This window comes from Cupriavidus sp. SZY C1 (genome assembly GCF_032190535.1).
GTDB classification, from domain to species: domain Bacteria; phylum Pseudomonadota; class Gammaproteobacteria; order Burkholderiales; family Burkholderiaceae; genus Cupriavidus; species Cupriavidus pauculus_C.
Genome location: NZ_JAUANU010000003.1, coordinates 313,930 through 336,999, shown reverse-complemented (window position 1 = coordinate 336,999; position 23,070 = coordinate 313,930). Strand labels below are relative to the sequence as shown.

General features: G+C 69.6%; 24 protein-coding genes. 16 read left to right on the top strand and 8 right to left on the bottom strand.

Annotated elements, in window-relative coordinates; translation table 11 throughout:
- Nucleotides 1-3 precede the first annotated feature (3 nt).
- Complete coding sequence (locus tag QTN24_RS07835; protein WP_124686530.1) at nucleotides 4-1,179, top strand: L-rhamnonate dehydratase; 1,176 nt, start codon at nucleotides 4-6, stop codon at nucleotides 1,177-1,179.
- A gap of 15 nt (nucleotides 1,180-1,194) precedes the next feature.
- Here the strand turns inward: QTN24_RS07835 and QTN24_RS07830 are convergent, their stop codons facing one another.
- The 3 genes from QTN24_RS07830 to QTN24_RS07820 form a co-directional block, all read right to left on the bottom strand.
- Nucleotides 1,195-1,464 carry a Txe/YoeB family addiction module toxin gene (locus QTN24_RS07830; protein WP_313836209.1) on the bottom strand — a complete coding sequence of 90 codons (270 nt, stop codon included), beginning with the start codon at nucleotides 1,462-1,464 and terminating at the stop codon, nucleotides 1,195-1,197.
- Nucleotides 1,461-1,730, bottom strand: coding sequence for a type II toxin-antitoxin system prevent-host-death family antitoxin (locus tag QTN24_RS07825; protein WP_313836385.1), 270 nt, complete (start codon nucleotides 1,728-1,730; stop codon nucleotides 1,461-1,463). Before QTN24_RS07825 ends, QTN24_RS07830 begins: the two co-directional genes overlap by 4 nt.
- 106 nt (nucleotides 1,731-1,836) lie before the next feature.
- Nucleotides 1,837-2,946 carry an NADH:flavin oxidoreductase/NADH oxidase gene (locus QTN24_RS07820; RefSeq protein WP_313836207.1) on the bottom strand — a complete coding sequence of 370 codons (1,110 nt, stop codon included), beginning with the start codon at nucleotides 2,944-2,946 and terminating at the stop codon, nucleotides 1,837-1,839.
- A gap of 93 nt (nucleotides 2,947-3,039) precedes the next feature.
- On the opposite strand from QTN24_RS07820, the gene QTN24_RS07815 reads away from it, so the two are divergent.
- From QTN24_RS07815 to QTN24_RS07790, 6 genes are all read left to right on the top strand, one after another.
- The gene (locus tag QTN24_RS07815) at nucleotides 3,040-3,915 is read left to right on the top strand and encodes a LysR family transcriptional regulator (RefSeq protein WP_313836205.1); all 876 of its coding nucleotides are present in this window, start codon (nucleotides 3,040-3,042) and stop codon (nucleotides 3,913-3,915) included.
- Nucleotides 3,916-4,037: 122 nt separating this feature from the next.
- Nucleotides 4,038-4,946 (top strand): DMT family transporter, encoded by a 909-nt coding sequence (locus QTN24_RS07810; RefSeq protein WP_313836203.1) that lies wholly within the window; start codon nucleotides 4,038-4,040, stop codon nucleotides 4,944-4,946.
- Nucleotides 4,930-5,709, top strand: coding sequence for an AraC family transcriptional regulator (locus QTN24_RS07805; protein WP_313836201.1), 780 nt, complete (start codon nucleotides 4,930-4,932; stop codon nucleotides 5,707-5,709). The genes QTN24_RS07810 and QTN24_RS07805 overlap by 17 nt, the downstream gene beginning before the upstream one ends.
- Before the next feature lie 108 nt (nucleotides 5,710-5,817).
- Nucleotides 5,818-8,028, top strand: a complete 2,211-nt coding sequence (locus QTN24_RS07800; protein ID WP_313836199.1) for a VTT domain-containing protein — start codon at nucleotides 5,818-5,820, stop codon at nucleotides 8,026-8,028.
- A 20-nt stretch (nucleotides 8,029-8,048) separates the two neighbouring features.
- Entirely contained in the window at nucleotides 8,049-8,792 is a 744-nt protein-coding gene (locus QTN24_RS07795; RefSeq protein ID WP_253700226.1) for an endonuclease/exonuclease/phosphatase family protein, read from the top strand.
- 264 nt (nucleotides 8,793-9,056) lie between these two features.
- A complete protein-coding gene (locus tag QTN24_RS07790; RefSeq protein ID WP_124686522.1) occupies nucleotides 9,057-9,482 on the top strand; it encodes a hypothetical protein in 426 nt (141 codons plus the stop codon).
- A 17-nt stretch (nucleotides 9,483-9,499) separates the two neighbouring features.
- Here QTN24_RS07790 and QTN24_RS07785 read toward each other — a convergent pair whose 3' ends face one another.
- Nucleotides 9,500-10,006 (bottom strand): hypothetical protein, encoded by a 507-nt coding sequence (locus QTN24_RS07785; RefSeq protein WP_313836188.1) that lies wholly within the window; start codon nucleotides 10,004-10,006, stop codon nucleotides 9,500-9,502.
- A 112-nt stretch (nucleotides 10,007-10,118) separates the two neighbouring features.
- On the bottom strand, nucleotides 10,119-10,859 hold the full coding sequence (gene hutC, locus QTN24_RS07780; RefSeq protein WP_313836187.1) for a histidine utilization repressor: 741 nt from the start codon (nucleotides 10,857-10,859) through the stop codon (nucleotides 10,119-10,121).
- 291 nt (nucleotides 10,860-11,150) lie between these two features.
- Between hutC and QTN24_RS07775 the strand changes: the two genes are divergently transcribed.
- The 5 genes from QTN24_RS07775 to QTN24_RS07755 all read left to right on the top strand — a co-directional run bounded on the left by QTN24_RS07775 (nucleotide 11,151) and on the right by QTN24_RS07755 (nucleotide 16,140).
- A complete protein-coding gene (locus QTN24_RS07775) occupies nucleotides 11,151-12,161 on the top strand; it encodes a tripartite tricarboxylate transporter substrate binding protein (RefSeq protein ID WP_313836186.1) in 1,011 nt (336 codons plus the stop codon).
- 11 nt (nucleotides 12,162-12,172) lie between these two features.
- Complete coding sequence (locus QTN24_RS07770) at nucleotides 12,173-13,177, top strand: ornithine cyclodeaminase family protein (RefSeq protein ID WP_313836184.1); 1,005 nt, start codon at nucleotides 12,173-12,175, stop codon at nucleotides 13,175-13,177.
- Between the two features lies 1 nt (nucleotide 13,178).
- Nucleotides 13,179-13,991, top strand: coding sequence for a PhnD/SsuA/transferrin family substrate-binding protein (locus QTN24_RS07765; RefSeq protein ID WP_313836384.1), 813 nt, complete (start codon nucleotides 13,179-13,181; stop codon nucleotides 13,989-13,991).
- A 72-nt stretch (nucleotides 13,992-14,063) separates the two neighbouring features.
- Nucleotides 14,064-15,380: an MFS transporter gene (locus tag QTN24_RS07760; RefSeq protein ID WP_313836182.1), complete on the top strand. Its 1,317-nt coding sequence runs from the start codon at nucleotides 14,064-14,066 to the stop codon at nucleotides 15,378-15,380.
- 91 nt (nucleotides 15,381-15,471) lie between these two features.
- A complete protein-coding gene (locus tag QTN24_RS07755) occupies nucleotides 15,472-16,140 on the top strand; it encodes a dihydrofolate reductase family protein (RefSeq protein ID WP_313836181.1) in 669 nt (222 codons plus the stop codon).
- Between the two features lie 27 nt (nucleotides 16,141-16,167).
- Here the strand turns inward: QTN24_RS07755 and QTN24_RS07750 are convergent, their stop codons facing one another.
- From QTN24_RS07750 to yddG, 3 genes are all read right to left on the bottom strand, one after another.
- On the bottom strand, nucleotides 16,168-16,716 hold the full coding sequence (locus QTN24_RS07750; protein ID WP_124686779.1) for a lipocalin family protein: 549 nt from the start codon (nucleotides 16,714-16,716) through the stop codon (nucleotides 16,168-16,170).
- A 238-nt stretch (nucleotides 16,717-16,954) separates the two neighbouring features.
- Complete coding sequence (locus QTN24_RS07745; protein ID WP_313836180.1) at nucleotides 16,955-18,007, bottom strand: porin; 1,053 nt, start codon at nucleotides 18,005-18,007, stop codon at nucleotides 16,955-16,957.
- Nucleotides 18,008-18,239: 232 nt separating this feature from the next.
- A complete protein-coding gene (gene yddG / locus QTN24_RS07740) occupies nucleotides 18,240-19,169 on the bottom strand; it encodes an aromatic amino acid DMT transporter YddG (protein WP_313836179.1) in 930 nt (309 codons plus the stop codon).
- 111 nt (nucleotides 19,170-19,280) lie between these two features.
- Between yddG and QTN24_RS07735 the strand changes: the two genes are divergently transcribed.
- The 4 genes from QTN24_RS07735 (at nucleotide 19,281) to QTN24_RS07720 (ending at nucleotide 22,952) form a co-directional block, all read left to right on the top strand.
- Nucleotides 19,281-19,856 carry a hypothetical protein gene (locus tag QTN24_RS07735; protein WP_313836178.1) on the top strand — a complete coding sequence of 192 codons (576 nt, stop codon included), beginning with the start codon at nucleotides 19,281-19,283 and terminating at the stop codon, nucleotides 19,854-19,856.
- Between the two features lie 123 nt (nucleotides 19,857-19,979).
- Nucleotides 19,980-20,969, top strand: a complete 990-nt coding sequence (locus QTN24_RS07730; RefSeq protein ID WP_313836177.1) for an acyltransferase — start codon at nucleotides 19,980-19,982, stop codon at nucleotides 20,967-20,969.
- A 284-nt stretch (nucleotides 20,970-21,253) separates the two neighbouring features.
- Nucleotides 21,254-21,931: a 5,6-dimethylbenzimidazole synthase gene (gene bluB, locus QTN24_RS07725; RefSeq protein ID WP_313836176.1), complete on the top strand. Its 678-nt coding sequence runs from the start codon at nucleotides 21,254-21,256 to the stop codon at nucleotides 21,929-21,931.
- Nucleotides 21,932-22,028: 97 nt separating this feature from the next.
- Complete coding sequence (locus QTN24_RS07720) at nucleotides 22,029-22,952, top strand: LysR substrate-binding domain-containing protein (RefSeq protein WP_313836175.1); 924 nt, start codon at nucleotides 22,029-22,031, stop codon at nucleotides 22,950-22,952.
- The last annotated feature ends 118 nt before the right edge of the window (nucleotides 22,953-23,070 follow it).

Genomic DNA, 23,070 nt, shown 5'->3' with positions numbered 1-23,070 from the left:
ACCATGAAGATCACCAACGTCCGCGCCCGCGTTTTCGAATGGAAGGGCAAGACCGTGCCGCCGCAGGCGCACTTCTGCACCAACGCCACCGACATCCTGTTCGACCGCGGCGACGCGATGGGGTCGTTCCGCTTCCACGGCTGGCTGGTGGTGGAGGTGGAAACCGACGACGGGCACGTCGGCATCGGCAACTGCGCGCTGGCGCCGCGCGTGGCCAAGCAGATCGTCGACCAGTACCTGGCGCCGATCGTGATCGGCCAGGACCCGTTCGACAACGAATACCTGTGGCAGAAGATGTACCGCCGCACCCACGCCTGGGGCCGCAAGGGCATCGGCATGGCCGCCATCTCGGCGGTGGACATCGCGCTGTGGGACCTGATGGGCAAGGCCACCGGCCGGCCCGTGTTCAAGCTGCTGGGCGGCCGCACCAAGGAAAAGATCTGGTGCTATGCGTCCAAGCTCTACAACAACGACGACCGCGACGCCTTCCTGGGCGAGGCGCAGCGCTACCTGGACCAGGGCTTCACGGCGATGAAGATGCGCTTCGGCTACGGCCCGCGCGACGGCGCCGCCGGCATGCAGAAGAACCTGGAACAGGTGCGGCTGCTGCGCGAGCTGGTGGGCGACGGCGTGGACATCATGCTGGAGTGCTACATGGGCTGGACGCTCGAATACGCGCGCCGCATGGTGCCGCGGCTGGCCGAGTTCAACCCGCGCTGGCTGGAGGAGCCGGTCATCGCCGACGACATCGAGGGCTACGCCGAACTGAAGAAGATGAGCCCGTTCCCGATCTCGGGCGGCGAGCACGAGTTCACGTCGTACGGCTTCAAGGACCTGCTGGAACGCCGCGCGGTGGACGTGATCCAGTACGACACCAACCGCGTGGGCGGCATCACCGCCGCGCAGAAGATCAACGCCATGGCCGAGGCGTGGTCGGTGCCCGTGATCCCCCACGCCGGCCAGATGCACAACTACCACCTGACGATGGCGTCCACGGCGTCGCCAATGGCCGAGTTCTTCCCCGTGCACGACGTGGAGGTCGGCAACGAACTGTTCTACTACATCTTCAACGGGGAACCGGCGCCCGACAACGGCTTCCTGCAACTGGACGACAACGTCCCGGGCCTGGGGCTGACGCTGAACGACACGTACCTGGACGCGTTCGAGATCGTGGAGTAGCGGGCGGGGGGCTGGCTAGCGGTCGCCGTAGTGGTAGCGGCAGCTAACGATCGAGACGGCCACGTCGTCGGCCTTGTAGACCAGCCGATTGGTATCGTCGATGCGGCGCGACCAGAAGCCGGTCAGGTTGCCCTTCAGCGGCTCCGGCTTGCCGATTCCCTCGAACGGGGACCGCCGCGCATCCTCGACAAGCTGGTTGATGCGCTTCAGGGTCTTGCGTTCCTGCCCCTGCCAGAACAGGTATTGCGCCCACGCATCCGCGGTGAACAGGATGTTGCGCGTCATTCGGTCGGGGTATCGGGGTCCAGAAGGGTGCGCGATTTGGCTTCGCCGGCGCGCAACTGTTCGAGCGAACGCGACAGATGGGCGGCGTTGGCAGGGGAATTGAGCAGGTAGATGGTTTCAGCCCAGCTATCGTACTGGGCCTGCGACATGATCACCGCGTTGGGCGCGTCGCGGCGCGTGATCAGAACCGCCTCGTGGTCATCGATGGCCTGGTCGATCACGCCCTTGAGGTTGTTGCGGGCATCCGAGAAGTGGACGGTGCGCATCATTCAACTCCGGTACTTGTCCAATTAACTGTACAAGTATAGCGGCTATGGCGCGCCGGTCAAACGGCGGCGCGTCGGCCCGTTCGCGGGGCCGACGCGTTTTGCATCAGGCCGACTGCACCCGATACCGTTCGAGCCAGTGCGCGTACGGCGCCGGCAGGACCCACGACGGACGCTCCAGGCCCAGCTTCATGGCAGTCTGGTACGGCCAGTGCGGGTTGGACAGCATCGCGCGGCCCACCATCACGAGGTCCATCTGGCCCGCTTCGACCACGCGATTGGCTACCACGGGGTCGTCGATGCCCCACGACGACGCCACCGGCAGGCCCGCCTCGCGGTGTACGCGTTCGGCAATCGGGGCCAGGAAGGCCGGGCCCCACGGGATCTGGGCGTTCGGCGTGGAAAAGCCCACGCTGACGTTGAGCATGTCCAGCCCGCCCTCGCGCATGGCGCGCACCAGTTCGATCGACTCGCGCAGCGTCTGCTCGTCGTTGCCGTCGTACTCGATGACGCCAAAGCGGGCGGTCAGCGGCAGGTTCTGCGGCCAGACTTCCCGCACGGCGGCCAGCGTTTCCAGCAGGAAGCGGCCCCGGCCGATGGCGTCGTTGCCATAGGCGTCGGTGCGCGTGTTGGCGTGGACCGAGAAGAAGCTCTGCGCCAGATAACCGTGCGCGAAGTGCAGTTCCAGCCACTGGAAGCCGGCGTCGCGGGCGCGCTTGGCGGCGGCCACGAAATCGGCCTGGACGCGCGCGATGTCTTCGGTCGTCATCGCCCTGGGTTCCTTGGGCAGATGGGCGCCAAACGGCTTGGCCGACGGCGAGATGGTCTGCCAGCCGCGCGGGTCGCCTTCGGGGATATGGTCGTCGCCTTCCCACGGGCGGTTGGCGCTGGCCTTGCGGCCGGCATGGGCGATCTGGATGCCGGGCACGGCGCCGTCAGCCTTGATCGCCTCGGCGATGCGGGCCATGCCGACGGCCTGTTCGTCATTCCACAGCCCCGTGCATCCCGGCGAGATCCGGCCCTCCGGCGACACCGCCGTGGCCTCGACGATGACCAGCCCCGCGCCGCCGCGCGCCAGTCCGGCGTAGTGCGACAGGTGCCAGTCGTTGGTGAAGCCGTCGATGGCGCTGTACTGGCACATCGGCGGCACCGCGATGCGGTTGCGCAGCGTGACGTCCTTGAGGGTAAACGGCGTGAAAAGTGCAGGCGTAGTCATGAAATTGTCGAGACGTGTTGCATGCAGCGATAGTAGCGACGGGTCGCTATAATGAAAACCGTCTACGCCTTATCGCTTCAATAAGAGTTCATTATGCTTAACCCGCAATGGCTGCGTTCGTTTGCGATGCTGGCCCAGTCCGGCAGCTTCACCGGCGCCGCCGACGAACTGGGCCTGACACAGGCCGCCGTCAGCCAGCACATCCGCCATCTGGAAGAGGCGCTGGGCCCGCTGCTGATCCGCCGCCCGCGCGCGCTGGAACTGACGCCGGCCGGCAAGGCGCTGCTGGAATACTGCAGCGACATGGAGGTGGCCAACGACCGTCTGCGCGCCCGCCTTAGCGCCAATGCCGAAAGCGGCGTGGTCGGGCTGATCACGCCGGGCAGCATTGGCCTGTTCCTCTATCCGCGCCTGCTGGACCTGCAGGCGCGCACGCCGGGGCTGATCATCCGGCACCGCTTCGCGCCCGATGCCGAGGTGCTGGAAGGCGTGCTGCAGAACCGCTTCGACGTCGGGCTGGTATCGCTGAAGCCGGACGAGCCGCGTCTGGCGGCAAGCCCGTTCAGCGAGGAGCCGCTGGAACTGGTCTACCCGGCCAGCGAACAGGTTGAGGGCTGGGAGGATCTGCAGCGCATTGGTTTCGTCGACCATCCCGACGGCAAGACCATGGCCAACCGGCTGCTGAGCCGGCATTACCCCGGCAATCCGGGCGTCCATACGCTGCCGTGCCGGGGTTTCAGCAACCAGGTCAGCCTGATGCTGGAACCGGTGGCGCGCGGCTTTGGCTTTACCGTGATCCCGCGCTATGCGCGCGAGGCGTTTGTGCAGCCGGACCGCATCCGCGTGCTGGACTGCCAGGCGCCCGTGATCGACAAGCTGTGGCTGATCCACCGCTCCGAGTGGTCGCTGCCGCCGCGCGTGGCGCGGGTGGTGGACTACCTGCGCACTCAGGTCAAGGCGGCGGCCTGAGCCTGTGCCGATGGCAGGCACCGGCTGCAGGATTTGCCAAGACACGCCGCCGGCGTTGCGATAGGCTGCGCGGCAGATTCCACCCCTGCCGTCCGCTTTCCGCCAACCGCCCCCACCCCACCATGCCGCGCCCCCTGCCCGCCTGGCTGCCCGCCATGGCCTTCGTCCTGATCTGGTCCACCGGCTTCATCGTCGGCAAGGCCGTGGTGCCGGTGGCCGATACCAGCCTGTTCCTGCTGGCCCGCTTTGCGCTGGCGACGCTGATGTTCGCGGCGGTGGCGGCGGCCGGCCGTGCCGCGTGGCCGCCGCTGGCGCAGGTGCCGCGCCACCTGCTGGCCGGCGCGCTGATGCAGGGCATCTACCTGTGCGCCGGCTATGGCGCCGTGGCCCACGGCCTGTCGCCGTCGATCATGGCACTGCTGGGCGCGCTGCAGCCGCTGCTGACCGCGCTGCTTGCGATACCGCTGCTCAAGGAGCAGCCGACGTCGCGCACCTGGCGCGGGCTGGCGCTGGGCGCGCTGGGCGTGGGTCTGGTAGTCTTGCCCGCGATGCAGGCCGGTGCGCCGCACGCCGTCTCGCCGTGGATCGTGCTGGTGGGCGTGCTGGCGATCATTTCGATCACGATGGGAACGCTGCTCCAGAAAACCTCGATTGCCCGCGCGGATATCCGCGCCAGCTCGGCCTGGCAGAACGCCGGGGCGCTGCTGGTGGCCGCCGTCGTGGTGGCCGCGTCCGGCGGCATCGGCGGCCTGCGCTGGACGTCCGGCCCCACGCTGTGGGCCGCGCTGCTCTGGGCGGCCGTGGTGCTGTCCGGGCTGGGCACGTGGCTGCTGCTGGGCCTGGTACGGCGCGGACAGGCGGCCAACGCCGCCGCGCTGATGTTCCTGGCGCCGCCGCTGGCGGCCGTGCAGGCGGCGCTGCTGTTCGGCGACCGGCTGGGGCCGCTGCAGTGGTGCGGCATGGCCGTCGCCGGGGTCGGGGTCTGGCTGTGCCAGACACAGGGGAGGCAGCGCCATGCCGAAGCTCGTTGAGCATGCGTCTCCGCTGGTCGAGCCGCGCCGCTACCAGCGGCGGCCATTCGGCCATGCCCACGACTATCACCAGCTCCTGTTCGGCGTCGATGGCGAGACCGAGCTGGAGATCGACGGCCATGCGTACCGCGTCGACCGCACCCAGGGCCTCGTGATTCCCGCCGGGCATCACCACCTGTGCAGCGGCCTGCCCGACAACCTCCAGCTCGTGGCCGATTTTCCGTCCAGTTCGGTGGCGCTGCCGGCCCGGCTGATGGCCCGGCCGCGCATGTTCTCGATGGATGCCAGCTTTGCCGCGCAAGTGCGCCGGCTGGCGGCGGCGCCCGCTGGCAGCGGCATGGCCGCCCAGCACGCGTGGCAGCGCGCCGCCGCGCTGGCCGGCGGGCTGACGCGGATGCTCGGTCTCGATGACCGGCAGGCCGATGCCGCCGCGCGCTTTCCGGTGGCCGCCGTGGACCACTACCTGCGCGCCCACCTGGCCACGCCGCTACGCGTCGACGCGCTGGCCGCGCGCATCGGCTGGGGTCCGCGCCGCTTCCACACGCTGTTCTGCGAAGCCTTTGGCGACACCCCGCACGGCTATCAGACACGGCTGCGGCTGGACCAGGCCGTGCAATGGCTGATGGCCGGCACGATGCCGCTGGCCGACATCGCGGCCGGCGTCGGCTATCCCGACCAGACCACCTTCACGCGCGCATTCGCGCGCCGCTTCGGCATGCCACCGGCCGCGTGGCGCAGCGCCGCCCTGCCCGCCGCTGCCTGACTGCAGTTTTTACAAAGGCAAGTAAGCCGCACACGACCGGCGCGCGCCGCCCCACGGCGCCATGCGGCAGCCCGACCGGTACGAAACTTGCGCGGGCTACCGTTCGCCATGAGAAACGATGCCCCAGAATCCCTGCTGCGCCCGGGCCACAATTGCTGGCGCGTGGAGCCCAGCGCGCGCTTTGCGATGCTGGTGGACGCCGACGCCTACTTCCCCGCGCTGCGCGAGGCCCTGACGCGCGCCGAGCACAGCGTGTTCATCCTCGGATGGGACATCGACAGCCGCATGCGGCTGCTGCCCGACGCCCCCACCGACGGCCTGCCGGCCGAGCTGCGCGATTTCCTGAACGCGCTGTGCCGGCGCCGGCGCGGCCTGCGCATCTATGTGCTGAGCTGGGACTACGCGATGGTCTTCGCGCTGGAGCGCGAATTCCTGCCGTCGGCCAAGGAGCACTGGCAGACGCACCGCCGCCTGTCGTTCTGCCTGGACGGCAACCACCCGTCGGGCGCCTCGCACCACCAGAAGGTCGTCGTGATCGACCACCGCGTGGCGTTCGTGGGCGGCCTCGACCTGACCATCCGCCGCTGGGACACCCACCATCACCTGCCCGACGACCCGCGCCGCGTGGACCCCGACGGCAAGCCCTACCCGCCATTCCATGACGTGCAGTGCGTGGTCGATGGCCCGGCCGCGCGGGCGCTGGGCGACATGGCCGCCGAACGCTGGCTGCGCGCCACCGGGCGCCGCCCCCGCGTGCCGGCGCCGGACGCCCCCGTGGGCACCGATCCGTGGCCCGGGCAGGTCGTGCCCGACATCACCGACGTGCGCGTGGGCATCAGCCGCACCTATCCCGAACGGCCCGATTCGCCCGCCGTCAGCGAGATCCGCGCGCTGCACACCGACGCCATTGCCGCGGCGCGCGACAGCGTCTACCTCGAAAACCAGTACTTCAGCTCGGGGCTGATCGCCGACGCCTTCGAGGCAAGGCTGCGCGAGCCCGACGGGCCCGACATCGCGCTGGTATCGCGCCGCACCGAGAGCGGCTGGCTGGAAGAAGCCAGCATGGGCGTGCTGCGCGCGCGGCTCTATCGCGGCCTGCGCGAGGCGGACCCGGACGGCCGCTTCCAGCTCTATTGCCCGCACGTGCCGGACCTGGGCGATGCCTGCGTCAACGTGCACGCCAAGGTCATGGTGGTGGACGACCGCCTGCTGACCATCGGCTCCGCCAATCTCAGCAACCGCTCGTTCGGGCTCGATACCGAGTGCAACCTCGTCATCGAGTCCAACGGCGACGCCCGCATCGCGGCCGGCATCCGCGCCATGCGCGACCGCCTGCTGTGCGAGCACCTGGCCGTGACGCCCGAGGCGCTGGCGCAGGCGCTGGACACCCACGGCCGGCTGAACACCGCGCTGGCGGCGCTGTACCGGCCCGAGGGGCGCACGCTGCAGCCGTTCGTGCCGACCGTGCCCGAGAACATCGACGCCGCCCTGCCCGACGCGGGGCTGCTGGACCCGATGGAGCCGATCGACCCGGACGAGATCGTGTCCGAGTTCGTCGGCCAGGAAGGCCGGCCGCGCGTGGCCAACCGCGTGGTCATGCTGCTGGCGCTGGTGCTGTTCGTTGCCGGCGTGGTGTTCGCGTGGCGCTACACGCCGCTGCGCGAATGGACCGATTTTCGCCAGTTGCTGGCCACCGTCCAGCAGCTCGATGACCAGCCGTTTGCCCCGCTGGCGATGCTGGGCGCGTTCGTCGCCGGCGGGCTGGCGCTGTTCCCGGTGACCGTGCTGATCGTGGTCACGCTGGTGGTGTTCGGCCCGCTCTATGGCGCGGCCATCGCGCTGGGCGGCACGGTGCTGAGCACGGCCGCCACCTACACCGTGGGCCGCGTGATCGGCCGCAACGCCGTGCAGCGGTTTGGCGGCCGGCGGCTGAACCGGCTGACGCAGCAGGTGGGCAAGCACGGGCTGCTGGCGATGGTGGTGCTGCGGCTGGTGCCGGTGGCGCCGTTCACGCTGGTCAACCTCGTGGTCGGCGCGTCGCGCATCCGGCTGCGGGATTGCCTGCTGGGCACGGCCATCGGCATGTCGCCGGGCATCATCGTGTCGGCGTCGCTGGTGGACCGCATTGCCGCCGTCGCGCGCGATCCCGGCGCGGCCAGCTTTGCATGGCTGGGCGTGGTGCTGCTGATTCCGCTGGGCCTGTGGTGGGTGCTGCGGCGCCGGCGCCAGCGGCGCGCGCAGGCGTCGGAGGCGGCCCTGCGCAGTGGCGCGGGCGCGGCGCGGTGCTGCCCGCCGGCGTCTGGCCAGGGGGCGCGATGAACGCACCGGATACCCGGCCCATGACCCATCACGCCACGCCGCACGGCGCGCTCCACGCGGAGATCGCCGTGGCGAGCTACAACATCCACGGGGGCGTCGGCACCGACGGCCACTTCGTGCCCAAGCGCATCTGCGAGGTGCTGCACGAACTGCGCGCCGACCTGATCGCGCTGCAGGAGGTGGAAACGCGCGGCACCGGCTTCGACATGCTGCGCTTCCTGTCCCAGCACACGGGGCTGCACGCCATACCGGGGCCCACGCTGGTGCGCGACGACGGCGACTACGGCAACGCGCTGCTGACGCGCTACCGGCCGCTGGCCGTGCGGCACATCGACCTCAGCGTCAGGGGCTGCGAGCCGCGCGGCGCTATCGACGCCCAGCTTGAATGCAATGCCATCGAGTCCGGCACGTTCGCGCTGCGCGTGATCGCCACGCACCTGGGGCTGCGGCCCGGCGAGCGCCGCTGGCAGGTCAAGCGGCTGCTGACCGCGCTGGCCGAGGCGCCCGAGCAGCCCACCATCCTGCTGGGCGACGTGAACGAGTGGTTCCTGTGGGGGCGCCCGCTGCGCTGGCTCCATGCTTACTTCGAGCGCACGCCGCACGTGTCGACGTTTCCGTCGCGCATGCCGTTCCTGGCGCTCGACCGCATCTGGACTTCGCCACGCGCGCACCTGGTGGCGGTGACCAGCCATCGCACGGCGCTGTCGCGCCTGGCGTCTGACCATCTGCCGCTGCTGGCGCGCATGCGGCTCACGTCGCGCTAGCCGCTGCATCGCAATATAGGCGGGCCTGCACGGCGGCCCGGCGCATGGCCTGCCTGCCTTGCCGCATGGCCGCAATACGGGTATTTCGCTAGGCCCCCGCGCTAGATTGGGGACATGGCGCTGCCTATACTGACTTGCGCAGCGTGCATGGTAACGAGCATGGACGTGTGCTGCCGATAACAACGGGCAGGCGAAGGGTGGCCCCGGGAGGATGCCGCCGAAGGTCGAGTCGATACGGCCTGCCCATGAACAGGAAAAGTGGAGATGGGCATGCCCAGCGAACAGTTCCTTGCTACCCAGGAAACCCGCCGCTCGGGGCTGCGTGCCCTGCGGGCGGCATTGCTCCAGGTCCACAAGGAGGTCATCGGCTACGACCGGGGCCAGTACGAGAGACTGCATGGCCCGATTCCCGCCGGACAGTTTGTGCAGCTGGTGACCGAGGAATCGTTCTTCCGCTGGCTCGATCCGCTGTCGCGCCTGATCATCGAGATCGACGAGGAACTGGACGGCGACGAGCATCACGACGAAACCTGCCGCGCCGTGGCCGGCGCCACGCAGAAGCTGTTCAGCGAGCAGGGCGACGAACTGTTCCGCAAGCGCTACCAGGAAGCGCTGCAGGACGAGGCCTCGGTCACCGTGGCGCACGGCCGGCTGATGTCCGTCATCGGCCAGCTCCGCCAGCTACCGTAAGCCACCCAGGGCCGCGCTCAGCGGCCCCGTCCGCCTCCCCTGCCGCCGCCACGTCCGCCGTAGGCGCCGCCATATCCCCCGCCGCCATAGCCGCCACCCCGGTAGCCCCCGCCGCCGTGGTACCCCCCGCGATAGCCGCCGTGGTATCCGCCGCGATAACCGCCGTAGTACCCGCCCCGATAGCCGTAGTAGCCGCGATAGCCGCCGTAGTACCCGCGATAGCCGTAGTAGCCCCGGTAGCCGCAGCAGCCATAGCCTAGCCAGATGCTGGTGGAATACGGCCAGCCGCCGTAGCTGTAGGGATAGCCGTAGGGGTAGCCGCCGTAATACCCGCCGTAGTAGGCCGGATAACCGGTGTAGGTGGTGTAGGACGATCCCGTGCCGGTGTAGCTGGCATAGCCGGTGTAGCCGCTGCCGTAGTAGCTGGCGTAGCCCGTGTCGTAGCCGGGATAGGTCACGCAGCCGGACAGCATCAGGGCAAACCCGGCCAGGGCTCCGGCCAGCGTCTTGCGTTTGGCACCCATTCCCTTCTCCACTTGGGCAGGCCTGGCCGTCCTGCGTTGTCCGGCGTCCTGTCCCTTTGGATTCTATTGCTTATTCAGAGGCAGACAAGCTCGCCCGGCGCCGGGGCGCCTGCTACAGCGCCTGGCCCAGCGCGCCGCCAAACCGGTAGCGGCTGCCCGGGTGCCACAGCACCACCACAGACGCCACCGCGCCCTGCGAGAACGTGCGCCGGCGCAGCACCAGCGCCGGCTCCGTCTGCGCGATGGCCAGCATCTCGGCCACGTCGGCCGTGGGCAGCAGCGCCTCGATCTGGTACTCGGCCCGCTGCAGCGGCGCCACGCGCATCAGGTGCTCGTTCGGCGTGATGGCGCCAAAGTCGGCCTCCATGTAGTCCGGCGCCAGCGCCGGGTTGACCCAGCGGTCCTCCACCTGGATCGGCGCGTCGTTCTCGAAGTGGACGATGACCGAATGGAACAGCGTGCTGCGCTCCGCCACGCCGAACTGCGCGGCCAGGGCCCGCGTGGCGCGTTGCCGCTCCAGCCGGTACAGGCTGCTGCGGTGCCGGTGGCCGCGCGCGCGGATTTCCTCGGCAATCGAGCGGATCTCCACCACGGTGGCCTGGTAGCGCTGTTGCGCCACGAACGTGCCGGCGCCCTTGCGCCGCACCAGGATCTGCTCGGCCTCCAGTTCGTTCAGCGCGCGGTTCACGGTCATGCGCGACACCGCGAACGTCTCGGCCAGCCGCAGCTCGGGCGGGATGGCGTCGCCCTCGCGCCAGACCCCGGCGGCAATCTGGTCCTGCACGTAGTCCTTGATGCGCTGGAACGCCGGCGCGGGCGGGTTGCTGGGTCGGACGGTCGGGCGTGTCGGCATGCAGGCTCCTGGCTGCGGGTGGGTGGATGATCGGGTCAGACGGCCGCGCGTGGGCCATGTCGGGGAAAAGCGCCGCGTGCCACGCATGGCCATGCACAGCGCCAGTGCCACGCGGCACCGCGCGCGTGCCGCCCCGCATCTTATGAGAAATCCGCTTTCCGATATGCGAAAAGTTGTCTATACAGTATCGGACGGCTTCCGTAAGATCAGTCTATACAAGTCGGCTGGCAGCACAAGGGCCGCACGGCGTCGCCGGGTCAACGATCGAAGTGCCATGACGGGGAGAATTGCGTGAACCGTTGCGTAAGAAGGCCGGCCATCGGATGGCGGCTGTGGATGGCCGTGCCGGCCGTGGTCTCCGTGCTCGCGGCGCTGCCGCGTCCCGCGTCGGCGCAGCCCGACGACTATCCGTCCCGCCCCGTGCGCGTAGTCGTGCCGTTCGCGGCCGGCGGCGTGGCCGATGCGCTGCCGCGGCTGATCGGGCAGAAGCTGTCGGAGCGCTGGGGCAAGCCCGTGGTGATCGACAACAAGCCCGGCGCGGCCGGCAACATCGGCATGGAAGCCGTGGCACGCGCGGCGCCCGATGGCTATACGCTGGGGCTGGCGCCGGCCGGCAACCTGACCGTCAACCCGATCCTGTTCCGCAAGCTCAGCTTCGAGACCCGCGACTTCGTGCCCGTGACGATGCTGGCGGCCTCGCCCAACGTGCTGGTCGTCAATCCGTCGGTGCCGGCGCGCTCACTCAAGGAGCTCGTGGCCTACGCCCGCACGCACCCGGGCGAGCTGAACTTTGCCTCGCCCGGCAACGGCAGCGGCGCGCATCTGGCCGGCGAACTGCTGAACCTCGAAGCGGGCGTCAAGACCGTGCACGTGCCGTACAACGGCATGGCGCCGGCGCTCAACGACGTGCTGGCCGGCCAGGTGCAGATGATGTTCGGCGGCATCTCCACCGTGCTCCAGCACATCCGAACCGGCAAGCTGGTGCCGCTGGCCGTGGCCGGGCCGCGCCGGCTGCCGCAGTTGCCCAACGTGCCGACCGTCGCCGAATCGGGCTATCCGGGCTTCGACGTGACGTCGTGGTACGGGCTGGTGGCGCCCAAGGGCACGCCGGAGGCCGTGGTACGCAAGTGGCAGGCCGACGTGGCCACCGTGCTGCGCGACCCCGACGTGCGCCAGAAGCTCGACGGCCTGGGCCTGGAGCCGGTGGGCAACACCAGCCAGGCGTTCGGCGACACCATCGCCACCGAGACCACGAAATGGCGCGCGATCGTGCATCGCGCCAACATTCCCCCGCTGCAGTAAGGAGACGCGCCGTGAACCCGTTGTACCTGACCTACCTGAACGGCCCCGACGTGGCCGAGCTGGCGCTGACCGACGCCGAGATCCTGGCCGCCGTGGAAGCGGCACTGGCCGCCCAGGGCCGCGGCGAGACCGTGATCGAGCCGCGCGTGCACCTGGTGCCGGAATCGTCGGACAAGGGCCACTTCAACGTGCTGCGCGGCTTTATCAAGCCGCTGCACGTGGCCGGGGTGAAGGTGGTGTCCGACTATGTCGACAACTACCGGCACGGGCTGCCGTCCGAGATGGCGCTGCTGAACCTGTTCGACCCCGACAACGGTGTGCCGCTGGCCGTGATCGACGCCACGGCCATCACCGACATGCGCACCGGCGCCGTGACCGCGCTGGGCGCCAGGCATCTGGCGCGCCGGGGCAGCAAGGTGCTGGGGCACATCGGCGCGCGCGGCACGTCGTACTGGAACGTGCGGCTGCTCGACTCGCTGTTCGATTTCGACGAGATCCGCGTCCATTCCCGCCGGCCCGAGAGCCGCGACGCGTTTGCCGCGCGGCTCGCGCGCGACCTCGGCAAGCCCGTGACCGTGACCGAGGACTGGGAATCGTGCGTGCGCGGCGCCGATATCGTGGTGGAGGCGTCGCGGCTGCCCAAGCCGCAGCCGATGCTGCTGACCGAGTGGATCCAGCCCGGCGCGCTGGTGATTCCGTACGGCACGATGAGCGCCGTGGAGCTGTCGCTGACCGACATCATGAGCAAGATGGTGGTGGACGACTGGGGCCAGTGCCGCAAGGGCCTGCCGTTCGGCGCGCTGCGCCAGCACGTGGACAGCGGCCGGCTGAACGAGGAAAACCTGCACGCCGAGCTGGGCCAGATCGTGGCCGGGCTGAAGCCGGGGCGCGAGCGCGACGACGAGACGATCCTGTTCTGGCACCGCGGGCTTTCCACGACCGACATCGCGCTGGGCCACGCCATGCTGACCAAGGCGCGCGCCAAGGGCCTGGGCCAGACGCTGCGCTTTGCCTGAGATGGCGGCCGGCATCGCGTCGTTCCGCATGTACAACGCCACGCCGGCCGTCGCGGCGGCGTGGCAGGCCCTGTTTGCGCGGGTGTTTGCCGACCTGTCCTGGCCGGTGGCAATCGTGCCGCACGCCTGGCCCGCGCCGCTGCCCGAGCTCTGGCAGCGGCCGGACCTCGTGTGCGGCTTCATGTGCGGGCTGCCGTTCGCGCAGCGCGTGGCGCCCGTGGTGCCGCTGGTGGCGCCGGTGCCATCGCCGGCCGCATACGGCGGCCAGCCGCGCTACCGCAGCGAACTGCTGGTGCGTGCGGATGCAGGCTGGCAGCGCATCGACGACACGTTCGGCCACCGCATCGGCTGGATGGCGCGCCATTCGCAGTCGGGCTACCACGCGGCGCGCCATCTGCTGGCGCCCAGCGCCCAGACGCATGGCGCGCCGCTGTTCCGTGCCTCGGTCGGCCCGCTCGACACGCCGATGCGGGCGCTGACGGCCTTGCGCGACGGCGAGATCGACGTCACCGCGCTCGACAGCTATTTCCTCGATCTGCTGCGCCGGCACGCGCCCGACCGGCTCGACGGCCTGCACACCGTCGCCTGCACGCCGTGGACGCCCAATCCGCTGCTGGTGGCGTCCGCCACGCTGGACGACGCCGCCCGCGCGACGCTGATCGACCGGCTCTGCGGCCTGCACGCCGACCCTGCCTATGCCCCGCTGCTCGACGCCGTGCTGGTGGCGCGCTTCGTGCGCCCCGACCCCGCCGCCCACGCGCCGCTGGCCGTGGCGGCAGCCAGCGACGACGGCGGCTATCCCGAACTGGCCTGACCCTGCGGCGGCCCGCGCCACGTTAGAATGGGCGCGACCGCCCCCAACCCGCCGAACGGACCGCCCCCCGCCATGTCGTCCACGCCGATGAGTTTCGAAGATGCCATCCGTACCGCCGGTGTCGGCAAGTTCCAGTACCGGCTGTTCGTGATTTTCGGGCTGGTGTGGATGGCCGACGCGATGCAGGTGCTGTCCATCGGCTTCAGCGCGCCATCGATTGCCGCCACCTTCGGCGTCACGGTGCCGCAAGCGCTGCAGACCGGCACCGCATTCTTCGTCGGCATGCTGATTGGCGCCTTCTGCTTCGGCCGCATTGCCGACCGCATCGGCCGGCGCCCGGCGCTGATGCTGGCCGTCATCATCGACGCGGCCTGCGGCGTGGCCTCGGCCTTCGCGCCCAGCCTGGGCTGGCTGATGGTGCTGCGGCTGCTGACCGGCATCGGCGTGGGCGGCACGCTGCCCGTGGACTACACGATGCTGGCCGAATTCCTGCCGCGCGACCGCCGCGGCCGCTGGCTGGTGCTGCTGGAATCGTTCTGGGCGCTCGGCACCATCTGCCTGGCGATGCTGGCCCTGGCGGCCGGCGCCCACGGCAACGATGCCTGGCGCATCATCTTCTTCGTCACCGGCATTCCGGCGCTGGTCGGCCTGATCCCGCGCATGTACGTGCCCGAATCGCCGCTGTTCCTGAACCGCAACGGCAAGTCGGAACAGGCGCGGCAGGTGCTGGAGCGCGTGGCGTCCACCAACGGCCGGCGGATGTCCATTCCCCCGCTGCAGTCCGAAACCCCCGAGCGGGCGTCGGTCTTCATGCTGTTCGGCGCCACGTTCCGCCGCCGCACCGTGGGGCTGGTGCTGGCCTGGCTGCTGATCTCGATTGCCTACTACGCGGTGTTCGTCTACCTGCCGATCCGGCTCAGCAGTTCCGGCTTTGGATGGATGCGCGGGCAGGTGTTCCTGGTGGTGCTGGCACTGGTGCAGCTACCCGGCTATGCGCTGGCGGCCTATGGCGTGGAGCGCTGGGGCCGCAAGCCCACGCTGATCGGCTTCCTGCTGCTCAGCGCGGCCGGCTGCATGCTCTACAGCCTGGGGACGTCGACCACGGTGGTGGTGGGCTCCACGCTGCTGATGAGCTTTGCGCTGCTGGGCACCTGGGGCGCGCTGTACGCGTTCACGCCCGAGGTCTACCCGACCAACCTGCGCGCCACCGGCATGGGCACGGCCGGCGCCGTGGCCCGCTTTGGCGGCCTGTTCGCGCCGGCCATCATCGCCCCGGTCATGGCCACGCACTTCACGCTGGCGCTGGCGATGATTTCCGCCATGCTGGCCGCGGCGGCGCTGGCGGTGGGGTCGGTCAACGTGGAATCGCGCAACCGGGCGCTCGACTGACGGTTTTGCCTTGCGCAGCAGGCCCCGGGCGCCTACCTTGGCTCAGGGGTCGCGGCATGCGGCGGCGGCCCCCGCCCCTGGGAGTCCACCAATGAGAAAACTGATCGTGTCCACCTTTGTCTCGCTCGACGGCATCATGCAGGCGCCGGGCGGCCCCGAGGAAGACCCCGCCGGCGGCTTTGCGTTCGGCGGCTGGACGTTCCCGTTCTGGGACGACACCATGGGCCAGGACATGAAGGGGCTGGACGGCAAGGACCGCGAGCTGCTGCTGGGCCGCAAGACCTACGAGATCTTTGCCGCGTACTGGCCGTACCAGCCGGCCGACGACCCCATCGCCAGCACCTTCAACGCCACGCGCAAGCACGTGGCGTCGCGCACGCTGACGTCGCTGGAGTGGGACAACGCGGCGCTGCTGCAGGGCGACGTGGCCGCCGCCGTGGCCGCGCTGAAGGCCGAAGCGGGCAAGGACCTGCAGGTGATCGGCAGCGGCAACCTGATCCAGACGCTGCGCGCCGCGTCCCTGGTCGACGAATACAACGTGTGGACCTTCCCGGTGGTGCTGGGCCACGGCAAGCGGCTGTTCGAGCCCGATACCCGGCCCGGAGCGCTCAAGCTGGTGGAATCGCGGACGTCCGGCTCGGGCGTGGTGATGAGCACCTATGTGCCGGCCGGCGACGTGCCGGCCGGGTCGTTCGCCCAGGCCACGCCCAGCGCGCGCGAGCTGGCGCGGCGCGAAAAATGGCAGCGCGAGGCCGGTTGAGCCCGCGCCGGACGCTCGGTGCCCGGCTCAGTGCTCGGTGGTCCGCAACAGCGACGTGTCGTAGCCCAGCGCGGCCACGCGCCTGACCAGAAAGTCGGCCAGTTCCGGCGACGGCCGGGCGTCGCGCGTGAGGATCCACAGGAAGCGGCCGGACGGCTCGCCGACGATGGACCACGCGTAGTCGTCGCAATGGTCGAGCACCCAGTAGTCGCCAAAGAAGAACGGGCCGAAGAACGACACTTCCAGCTTGGCGTTGCCGCTGCCCGGCACCACGCGGGCGCGACCTTCCGAGACCCGCGCCTCGCCGCCGGCGCAGCCTTCATGGCAGGTGTTGCGCACGCCGATCAGGCCGTCGTCGCGCAGCGTGTATTCGGCGGTCACGCCTTCGCAGCCACGCTCGAAGCCGTTCTCGTAGCGGGCGTACTCGTACCACTGGCCCAGGTAGCGGTCCAGGTCCACGGCCTTGGCCGGTTCGGGCACGGCCACGTTGCCGCGCTTGCCGCCCGAGAACTTGCCGTACGCCTTGGCCGCGAACGCGGCACCCACCAGGGCCACGCCGGCTGCCGCCAGCGGCATCATTGACTTTCTCACGGTGCACCTCCGGGATCAGATCGTCGGAAATCTCGACATTCCCGTCGATTCTGCGGCGCGCGGCCGTTGCCGCTGCATCGGACGCCGGCCGGCACGGCGCGTCGGAGGATGCTGACTCCCTGCCCGCCGGACGCGCAAAAGTGCGCTGCGGCCCGCCTGCGGGCAACAAAAAAGGGCACATCCGGCGGACGTGCCCTTTTCCATCGCATGGCGCTGCGCGGCGTCAGAACTTGTGACGCACGCCCACCAGCACGCCGGTCTGGTTCTTGCCCGGCAGCGTGGTGCCAAAGCCGCCCGTGCCCAGATCCGAGCCGTCCTTGTTGCGCGTGTAGGCCAGGTTCAGGTACGCGTCGGTGCGCTTCGAGAACGAATAGTCAGCCGACACGACGAACAGCCACGGATCGGCGCCCGAGTTGCGGAAGTCCTGGTAGTAGGCCGCGCCGGTCAGCGACCACGCCGGCGTGACGTCCCACTGCGCGCCAGCCCAGTACAGGTTGGCGGTCTGCGACGCGGGCGCCGTCATGAAGCGCGCGTAGCGGTAGCCCAGGTACGGCTTGACCGGGCCAATCTTGTAGTTGGCGGCCACGGCCACCTTGCGGGTCTTGTCGTCGCCGGTGGCCACGGTGTTGCCGCGCAGCTCGTCATAGACCACGGCCACGGCCAGCGCGCCGCTCTCGTAGGCCAGGCTGCCGCCGAATTCGCGGCCCACCTTGTAGTTGCCCGGCACTTCGCCGTTGACGCCGGCGGCGCCGTCGTAGCCCGTGCTGTACATCAGCTTGGCCGCGATCGGGCCGAACTTGCCGGCGTACTTGACCGAGTTGTCGGCACGCGACTGGAACGACGGGTCCTGCACGCCGATCGAGTAGCGCGTGGAGATGCCCATCGGGTCGTACTGCACGCCAAAGTCATACATCGGCGTGTTGTGGCGGCCCAGCGACAGCGTGCCGTACGTGCTGCTCAGGCCCACCCAGGCCTGGCGGCCGAACAGGCGGTTGCCCTGGCCGCTGCGGCCGTCGTCGATGTTGAAGCCGCTTTCCAGCGCGAACACGGCGCTCAGGCCGCCGCCCAGGTTCTCGGTGCCACGCAGGCCCCAGCGCGAGCCCGACAGGTTGCCCGACTGCATGCGCACCGCGGTGTTGTCACCGGCGCCGGCATGGTTGACGAATTCCACGCCCACGTCGGCCACGCCGTACAGCGTGACGGAAGTCTGGGCAAACGCTCCCCCGGCGAACAGGCCGCTCACGGCCGCCGCCATCCACATCTCTCTCTTCTTCATGACTCTGGGGTCTCCCCTCGTTGAAAAAACACTCGTCGGCCCGGCTGTGCCGGGCCTGCATGCTGCTGTCGCTGTGTACGTCCCCGTTCCGCGCGGCGGCCGATCGCATATTTCAATGCGTTACAGCCGTCGGTTCGGATGTATCAGGGATGCGACATTACATCATGTAGTGATGCATGGGGAGCCCGTTGCGGGAAATCCCTGAGAGGAAGGCCAAAGTTATACCGCGCGGTCAGGACGCGCTATCGGCCGTGGATGCCTTGCGGACGCTGCCCGCGCGCGTGGCGAACCAGCAGAGGATGGATCCGGCGCAGACCATTGCCGCGCCCTTCCAGAACGCCAGCGACAGCGGCGCCTGCAGCAGCGTGGCGGCCAGCGCCGCCGACACCACCGGGATGAAGTAGGACGCGCCGGCCAGCACGGTCACGTTGCCGTGCAGGATGCCGACGTTCCACGCGGCGTAGCCAAAGCCCATGGCGCAGGCGGCCAGCGCCAGGTACAGGCAGCCGGCGGCGCTGAACACCATGGTCTCGCCGCCGGTGAACAGGTACTTGCCCCACAGCACCAGCGCGGTCAGCATGAAGAACAGCGTGACGGCGTTCTTGCCCTGGGCGATGCGGGCCGTCACCGTGCAGTAGCCGGCCCAGATCATGGCGCCGCAGAACGACAGGCCGTAGCTGAGCGGATTGTCGCGGATATTGGCCGCCATGCCGGCCGGGTCCAGCCCCTGGTCGCCGCCCAGCACCCAAGCGATGCCTAGCAGCGCCACCGCAAAGCCGGGCACGATCAGCCAGTTGGCGCGCTGGCCGTTGAACAGGATCGCAGCCAGCATCGTGAAGCTCGGCCAGAGGTAGTTGACCATGCCGACCTCGATGGCCTGCCGGGCGGTGTTGGCGTAGCCGATCGACAGCGACAGGCAGACCTCGTACGACACGAACAGCAGGCTGCCCCAGACCAGATAGGCGCGCGGCAGCGCGCGGACGCGGGCTGGCCCCACCGTGAGCCAGAGCAGCACCGACGCAACCGTGTACATCAGCGCCGCGCCGCCCGTGGCGCCAAAGCTCTGGCTGACGCCGCGGATCAGGCCAACGATGGCGCTCCAGAGCACGATCGCGACAAGGCCGATCAGCGTGGCCTGGGTTCTACCGGGAGTGACTGCCATGGGACAAAAAGCGTTGACGAGGGCGGAAGGAGCGGCATTTTACTTGGCTGGCCGGGTGCCATGTCGATCCAAGTAAAATGCCGACCATCGATCGACAGGAGGTGTCCCCGGATGTCCCGCTTCAAGACCATGCCGCTGGCCGTAGCCGCCGGCATGGCCATCCTGGCGGCCACGGCCTGCTCCAACGAGGAGCCCGCCGCGCCCGCCACCCCCGCGCCGCCCGCCGCGCGCAGCGAACTGGAAGCGGCGGCCGCGCTCGTGCCGCATCTGGACGAAGCCGTGCTGCGCAACACGGCCGACTATTGCAGCCGGCACGCCCCGCGCACCCGCGCGGCGGTGGAAGCCGCCTGGGCCGGCTGGCAGGCCCGCAACGCGGCCCATATGGCCGTGTCGCGCCAGTACCGCGCGCGGCTGGAAGCCTCGGCCGCCCATGGCAGCACCGAGGAAGAACGCCGCGCCAGCCAGGAATTGCTGACCCAGAACGCGATGCTGATCGACAGCTTCACCAACCAGCAACTCGACGTGATGCGCGTGGCGCTGGAACACGGCGAACGGCAGGTCATCGCCGAGCTTTGCACCGAGCAGTTCGCCAAGGTGGCGGCCGGGGAGTGGGATATCCGGCAGCGCGACCCGGAAATCGCCGCGCTGCTGGACGCCGGCGCGCCGGCCCAGGCAACCCGGCCCTGACTGCACACGCTGCCATCCCCCGCGCGGCCGATCCGCCTCCCGGATCGTCGAATCTCCAGATTGCCCACCTCGATTTGATCGAGGACAAATGATGGCGTGACCCGCTCTTGCACACTGGCGGGCATGCCATCGACACCCCCCACCCCCCGTCGCGCCAGCCTGGCGCCGCTGTCCGCGTCCGACCTCCCCCGCCAGACCCGCCACCCCACCCGACGCCTGCCAGCGCTGACCGGCCTGTTCAGCGTGACCTTGCTGGTGGTCAATACGCTGCTGTGCTTTGTGCCGATCGTCCTGCTGGCGCTGGTCAAGCTGGCCGTGCCGACGCGCGCGGTGCGCCGGCGGCTGGACCCGGTGCTGAACGGCATCGCCACCTACTGGATCTCGTGCAACACGCGCTGGATCGCCCGGCTGCAACCGGGCATCTGGACGATCCACGGCAACACCGGGCTGCGGCTCGACGACTGGTACCTGGTCAACTGCAACCACCAGACCTGGGTCGACATCTTCGTGCTGCAGGCCGCGCTGAACAAGCGCATCCCGCTGCTGAAGTTCTTCCTGAAGCAGCAGCTGCTGTACGTGCCGTTCATCGGCCTGGCGTGGTGGGCGCTCGATTTCCCGTTCATGAAGCGCTACAGCAAGGCGCAACTGCGCCGCAAGCCGCAGCGGGGCCGCCAGGACCAGGAAACGGCCCGGCGCGCGTGCCAGAAATTCCGGCTCGTGCCGACCAGCGTGATGGTGTTTGCCGAGGGCACGCGGTTCTCCGAGGCCAAGCGGATCGCGCAGTCGTCGCCGTATCGCCATTTGCTGAAGCCACGAGCCGGCGCGCTGGCTACCACGCTCAGCGCCATGGGCGATCAGTTCCGCTCGATGATCGACGCGACGATCGTGTACCCCGACGGCGTGCCGAGCTTCTGGGACCTTGCCTGCGGCCGCGCCGGGCGCATCGTCGTCATGATTCGGCAGATTCCGATTCCGCAAAGCTTCTGCGGCGGCGACTACGGCGCCGATCCGGTCTTCCGCGCGGATTTCCACCATTGGCTGGCACAGCAATGGGAAGAAAAGGATCGCGCGATGGCCGCGCTGGTCGACTCGGACGCTTCCGAGCGAATTTAAGATTTTTCCGATTCCACGATGAGAATCGTCTCCCCTACACTGGGTTTGCCCGTGCAATGCGGGTGACCCAACGGAGTCCAGGGTTGACCCTCCCCTGCGCTCATCTTCGGTGCCACGCGGATCCCCGCCGCGTGGCATTTTTTTCGTCCCGGCCGTCAGCGCTGCGGATCAGAATCTTCCGACTCCAGCAGACAACGGCCGGCGCGGGCCCGCGCCATTTGCGGTACCCTCGCGGCCACTGGCGGGCCCTTGCCCGCCGCTTGTTTTGACGACTTGCAGACTCCATGGAACAGCCTTCGGCCGATCCCCACATTGACGCCGCCGAACGCGCGGCGCTGTACCGCATCCTGGCGCTGCGGCGCGACTGCCGCCATTTCACGCCGGGCCCGCTGCTGCCCGACGACCAGCTGGCGCGCCTGCTCGATGCAGCCAACCAGGCGCCATCGGTAGGCCTGATGCAGCCGTGGCGCTTCATGCGCCTGAGCACGCAGGCGTGGCGCGCGCGGCTGGCCCCGCTGGTGGAAGCCGAGCGGCAGGCCACGGCGCAGGCGCTGGGGCCGCGCGGCGACGAATTCCTGCGGCTCAAGGTCGAGGGCATCCGCGAGGCCGCCGAACTGCTGGCCGTGATCCTGGCGCCCGACGACGGCACGGTCTTCGGCCGCCGCAGCATGCCGGTGGAGATGGCCTGGGCGTCGGCCGCGTGCGCGGTCCAGAACCTGTGGCTCGCGGCGCGGGCCGAGAACCTGGGCCTCGGCTGGGTCTCGATGTTCGACCCCGACGCGCTCGCGCGCGAGCTGGGCCTGCCGCCCGGCGCCCGGCCGTTCGGGCTGCTGTGCCTGGGCCCGGTGCCGGCGTTCTATGCCGCGCCGATGCTGGAGCAGGAAGGCTGGCGACAGCGCCAGCCGCTGGAACGGATTCTCTGGGGCGGATCGCTGGCGCCCTGCCCAGACGGCAAGTCCTGAGCCGCCATACCGATCCGGCTTCCCGCGGGCCGCCCGCATACGGATCTGGTATACCATCGCGGCTGCGCCCCATCCCCCCAGCCCCCCAGCCCCCGCGATGAAATTCAAGGAAATCCAGGCATTCCAGGCCGTCATGCGGTCCGGATCGATGACCGCCGCCGCGGCGGAATTGCACACGTCGCAGCCGAACGTCAGCCGGCTGATCGCCCAGCTCGAATACGGCACGGGGCTCACGCTGTTCACGCGCACGGCCGGCCGGCTGGTGCCCACCGAGGAAGGGCTGGCCTTCGTGCGCGAGGTGGAGCGCGCGTTCGTGGGGCTGGACGCGCTCAAGGACGCCGCGCGCGACATCCGCCAGTTCGGCAAGGGCCGGCTGCGCATCGCGTCGGTGCCGTCGCTGGCCATGACCGTGCTGCCGCTGGTGCTCCAGCGCTTTCATGCCGACTACCCCGACGTCCACGTGGCGATGGAAACCGGCAGCACCCAGCTGGTGGCGGACCGCGTCGGCGGCCGCTACTGCGACCTCGGGCTCGTCTCGTACCTGCCGCCGGCCGCCGTCACCGACGCGCAGCCCGTGGCAGACCTGTCCGGCTGCTGCGTGCTGCCGCCCAGCCACCGGCTGGCCAGCCACGACGTGATCACGCCGGCCGACCTTGCCGGGGAATCGTTCATCTCGATGAGCCATGGCGACGGCCTGCGCGCCGCCGTGGACGCCGCCTTTGCCGCCGACGACCGCCGCGTGCTGCACTTCGAGACGCCCTACGGCGCCACGATCTGCCGGATGGTGGGGCTGGGGCTCGGCGTCGGCATCGTCAATCCGCTGGTGGCCCGGCTGCACCTGAACGAGGTGGTGGTGCGCCCGTTCGCGCCACGCATTCCGTTTGTCAGCTACCTGCTGCTGGCCCGCAACCGGCCCGCCAACGTGCTGGTGGACCGCTTCATCGCGGAGATGATCGCGGGCATCACGGCCGAAACAGCATCGCTGCCGGCCGAGCTATCAGGTTTTGGTATGGACGCCTGACAGACTCGTATTTGCGCGGGGGCCACCCGCGTGCGCATACTCGCTCGCAGTGACACGCTTGCGAGTACGACATGAATTCCAGCAGGGCCCAGGGCCCGCAACATCCCCACCGGAGGCG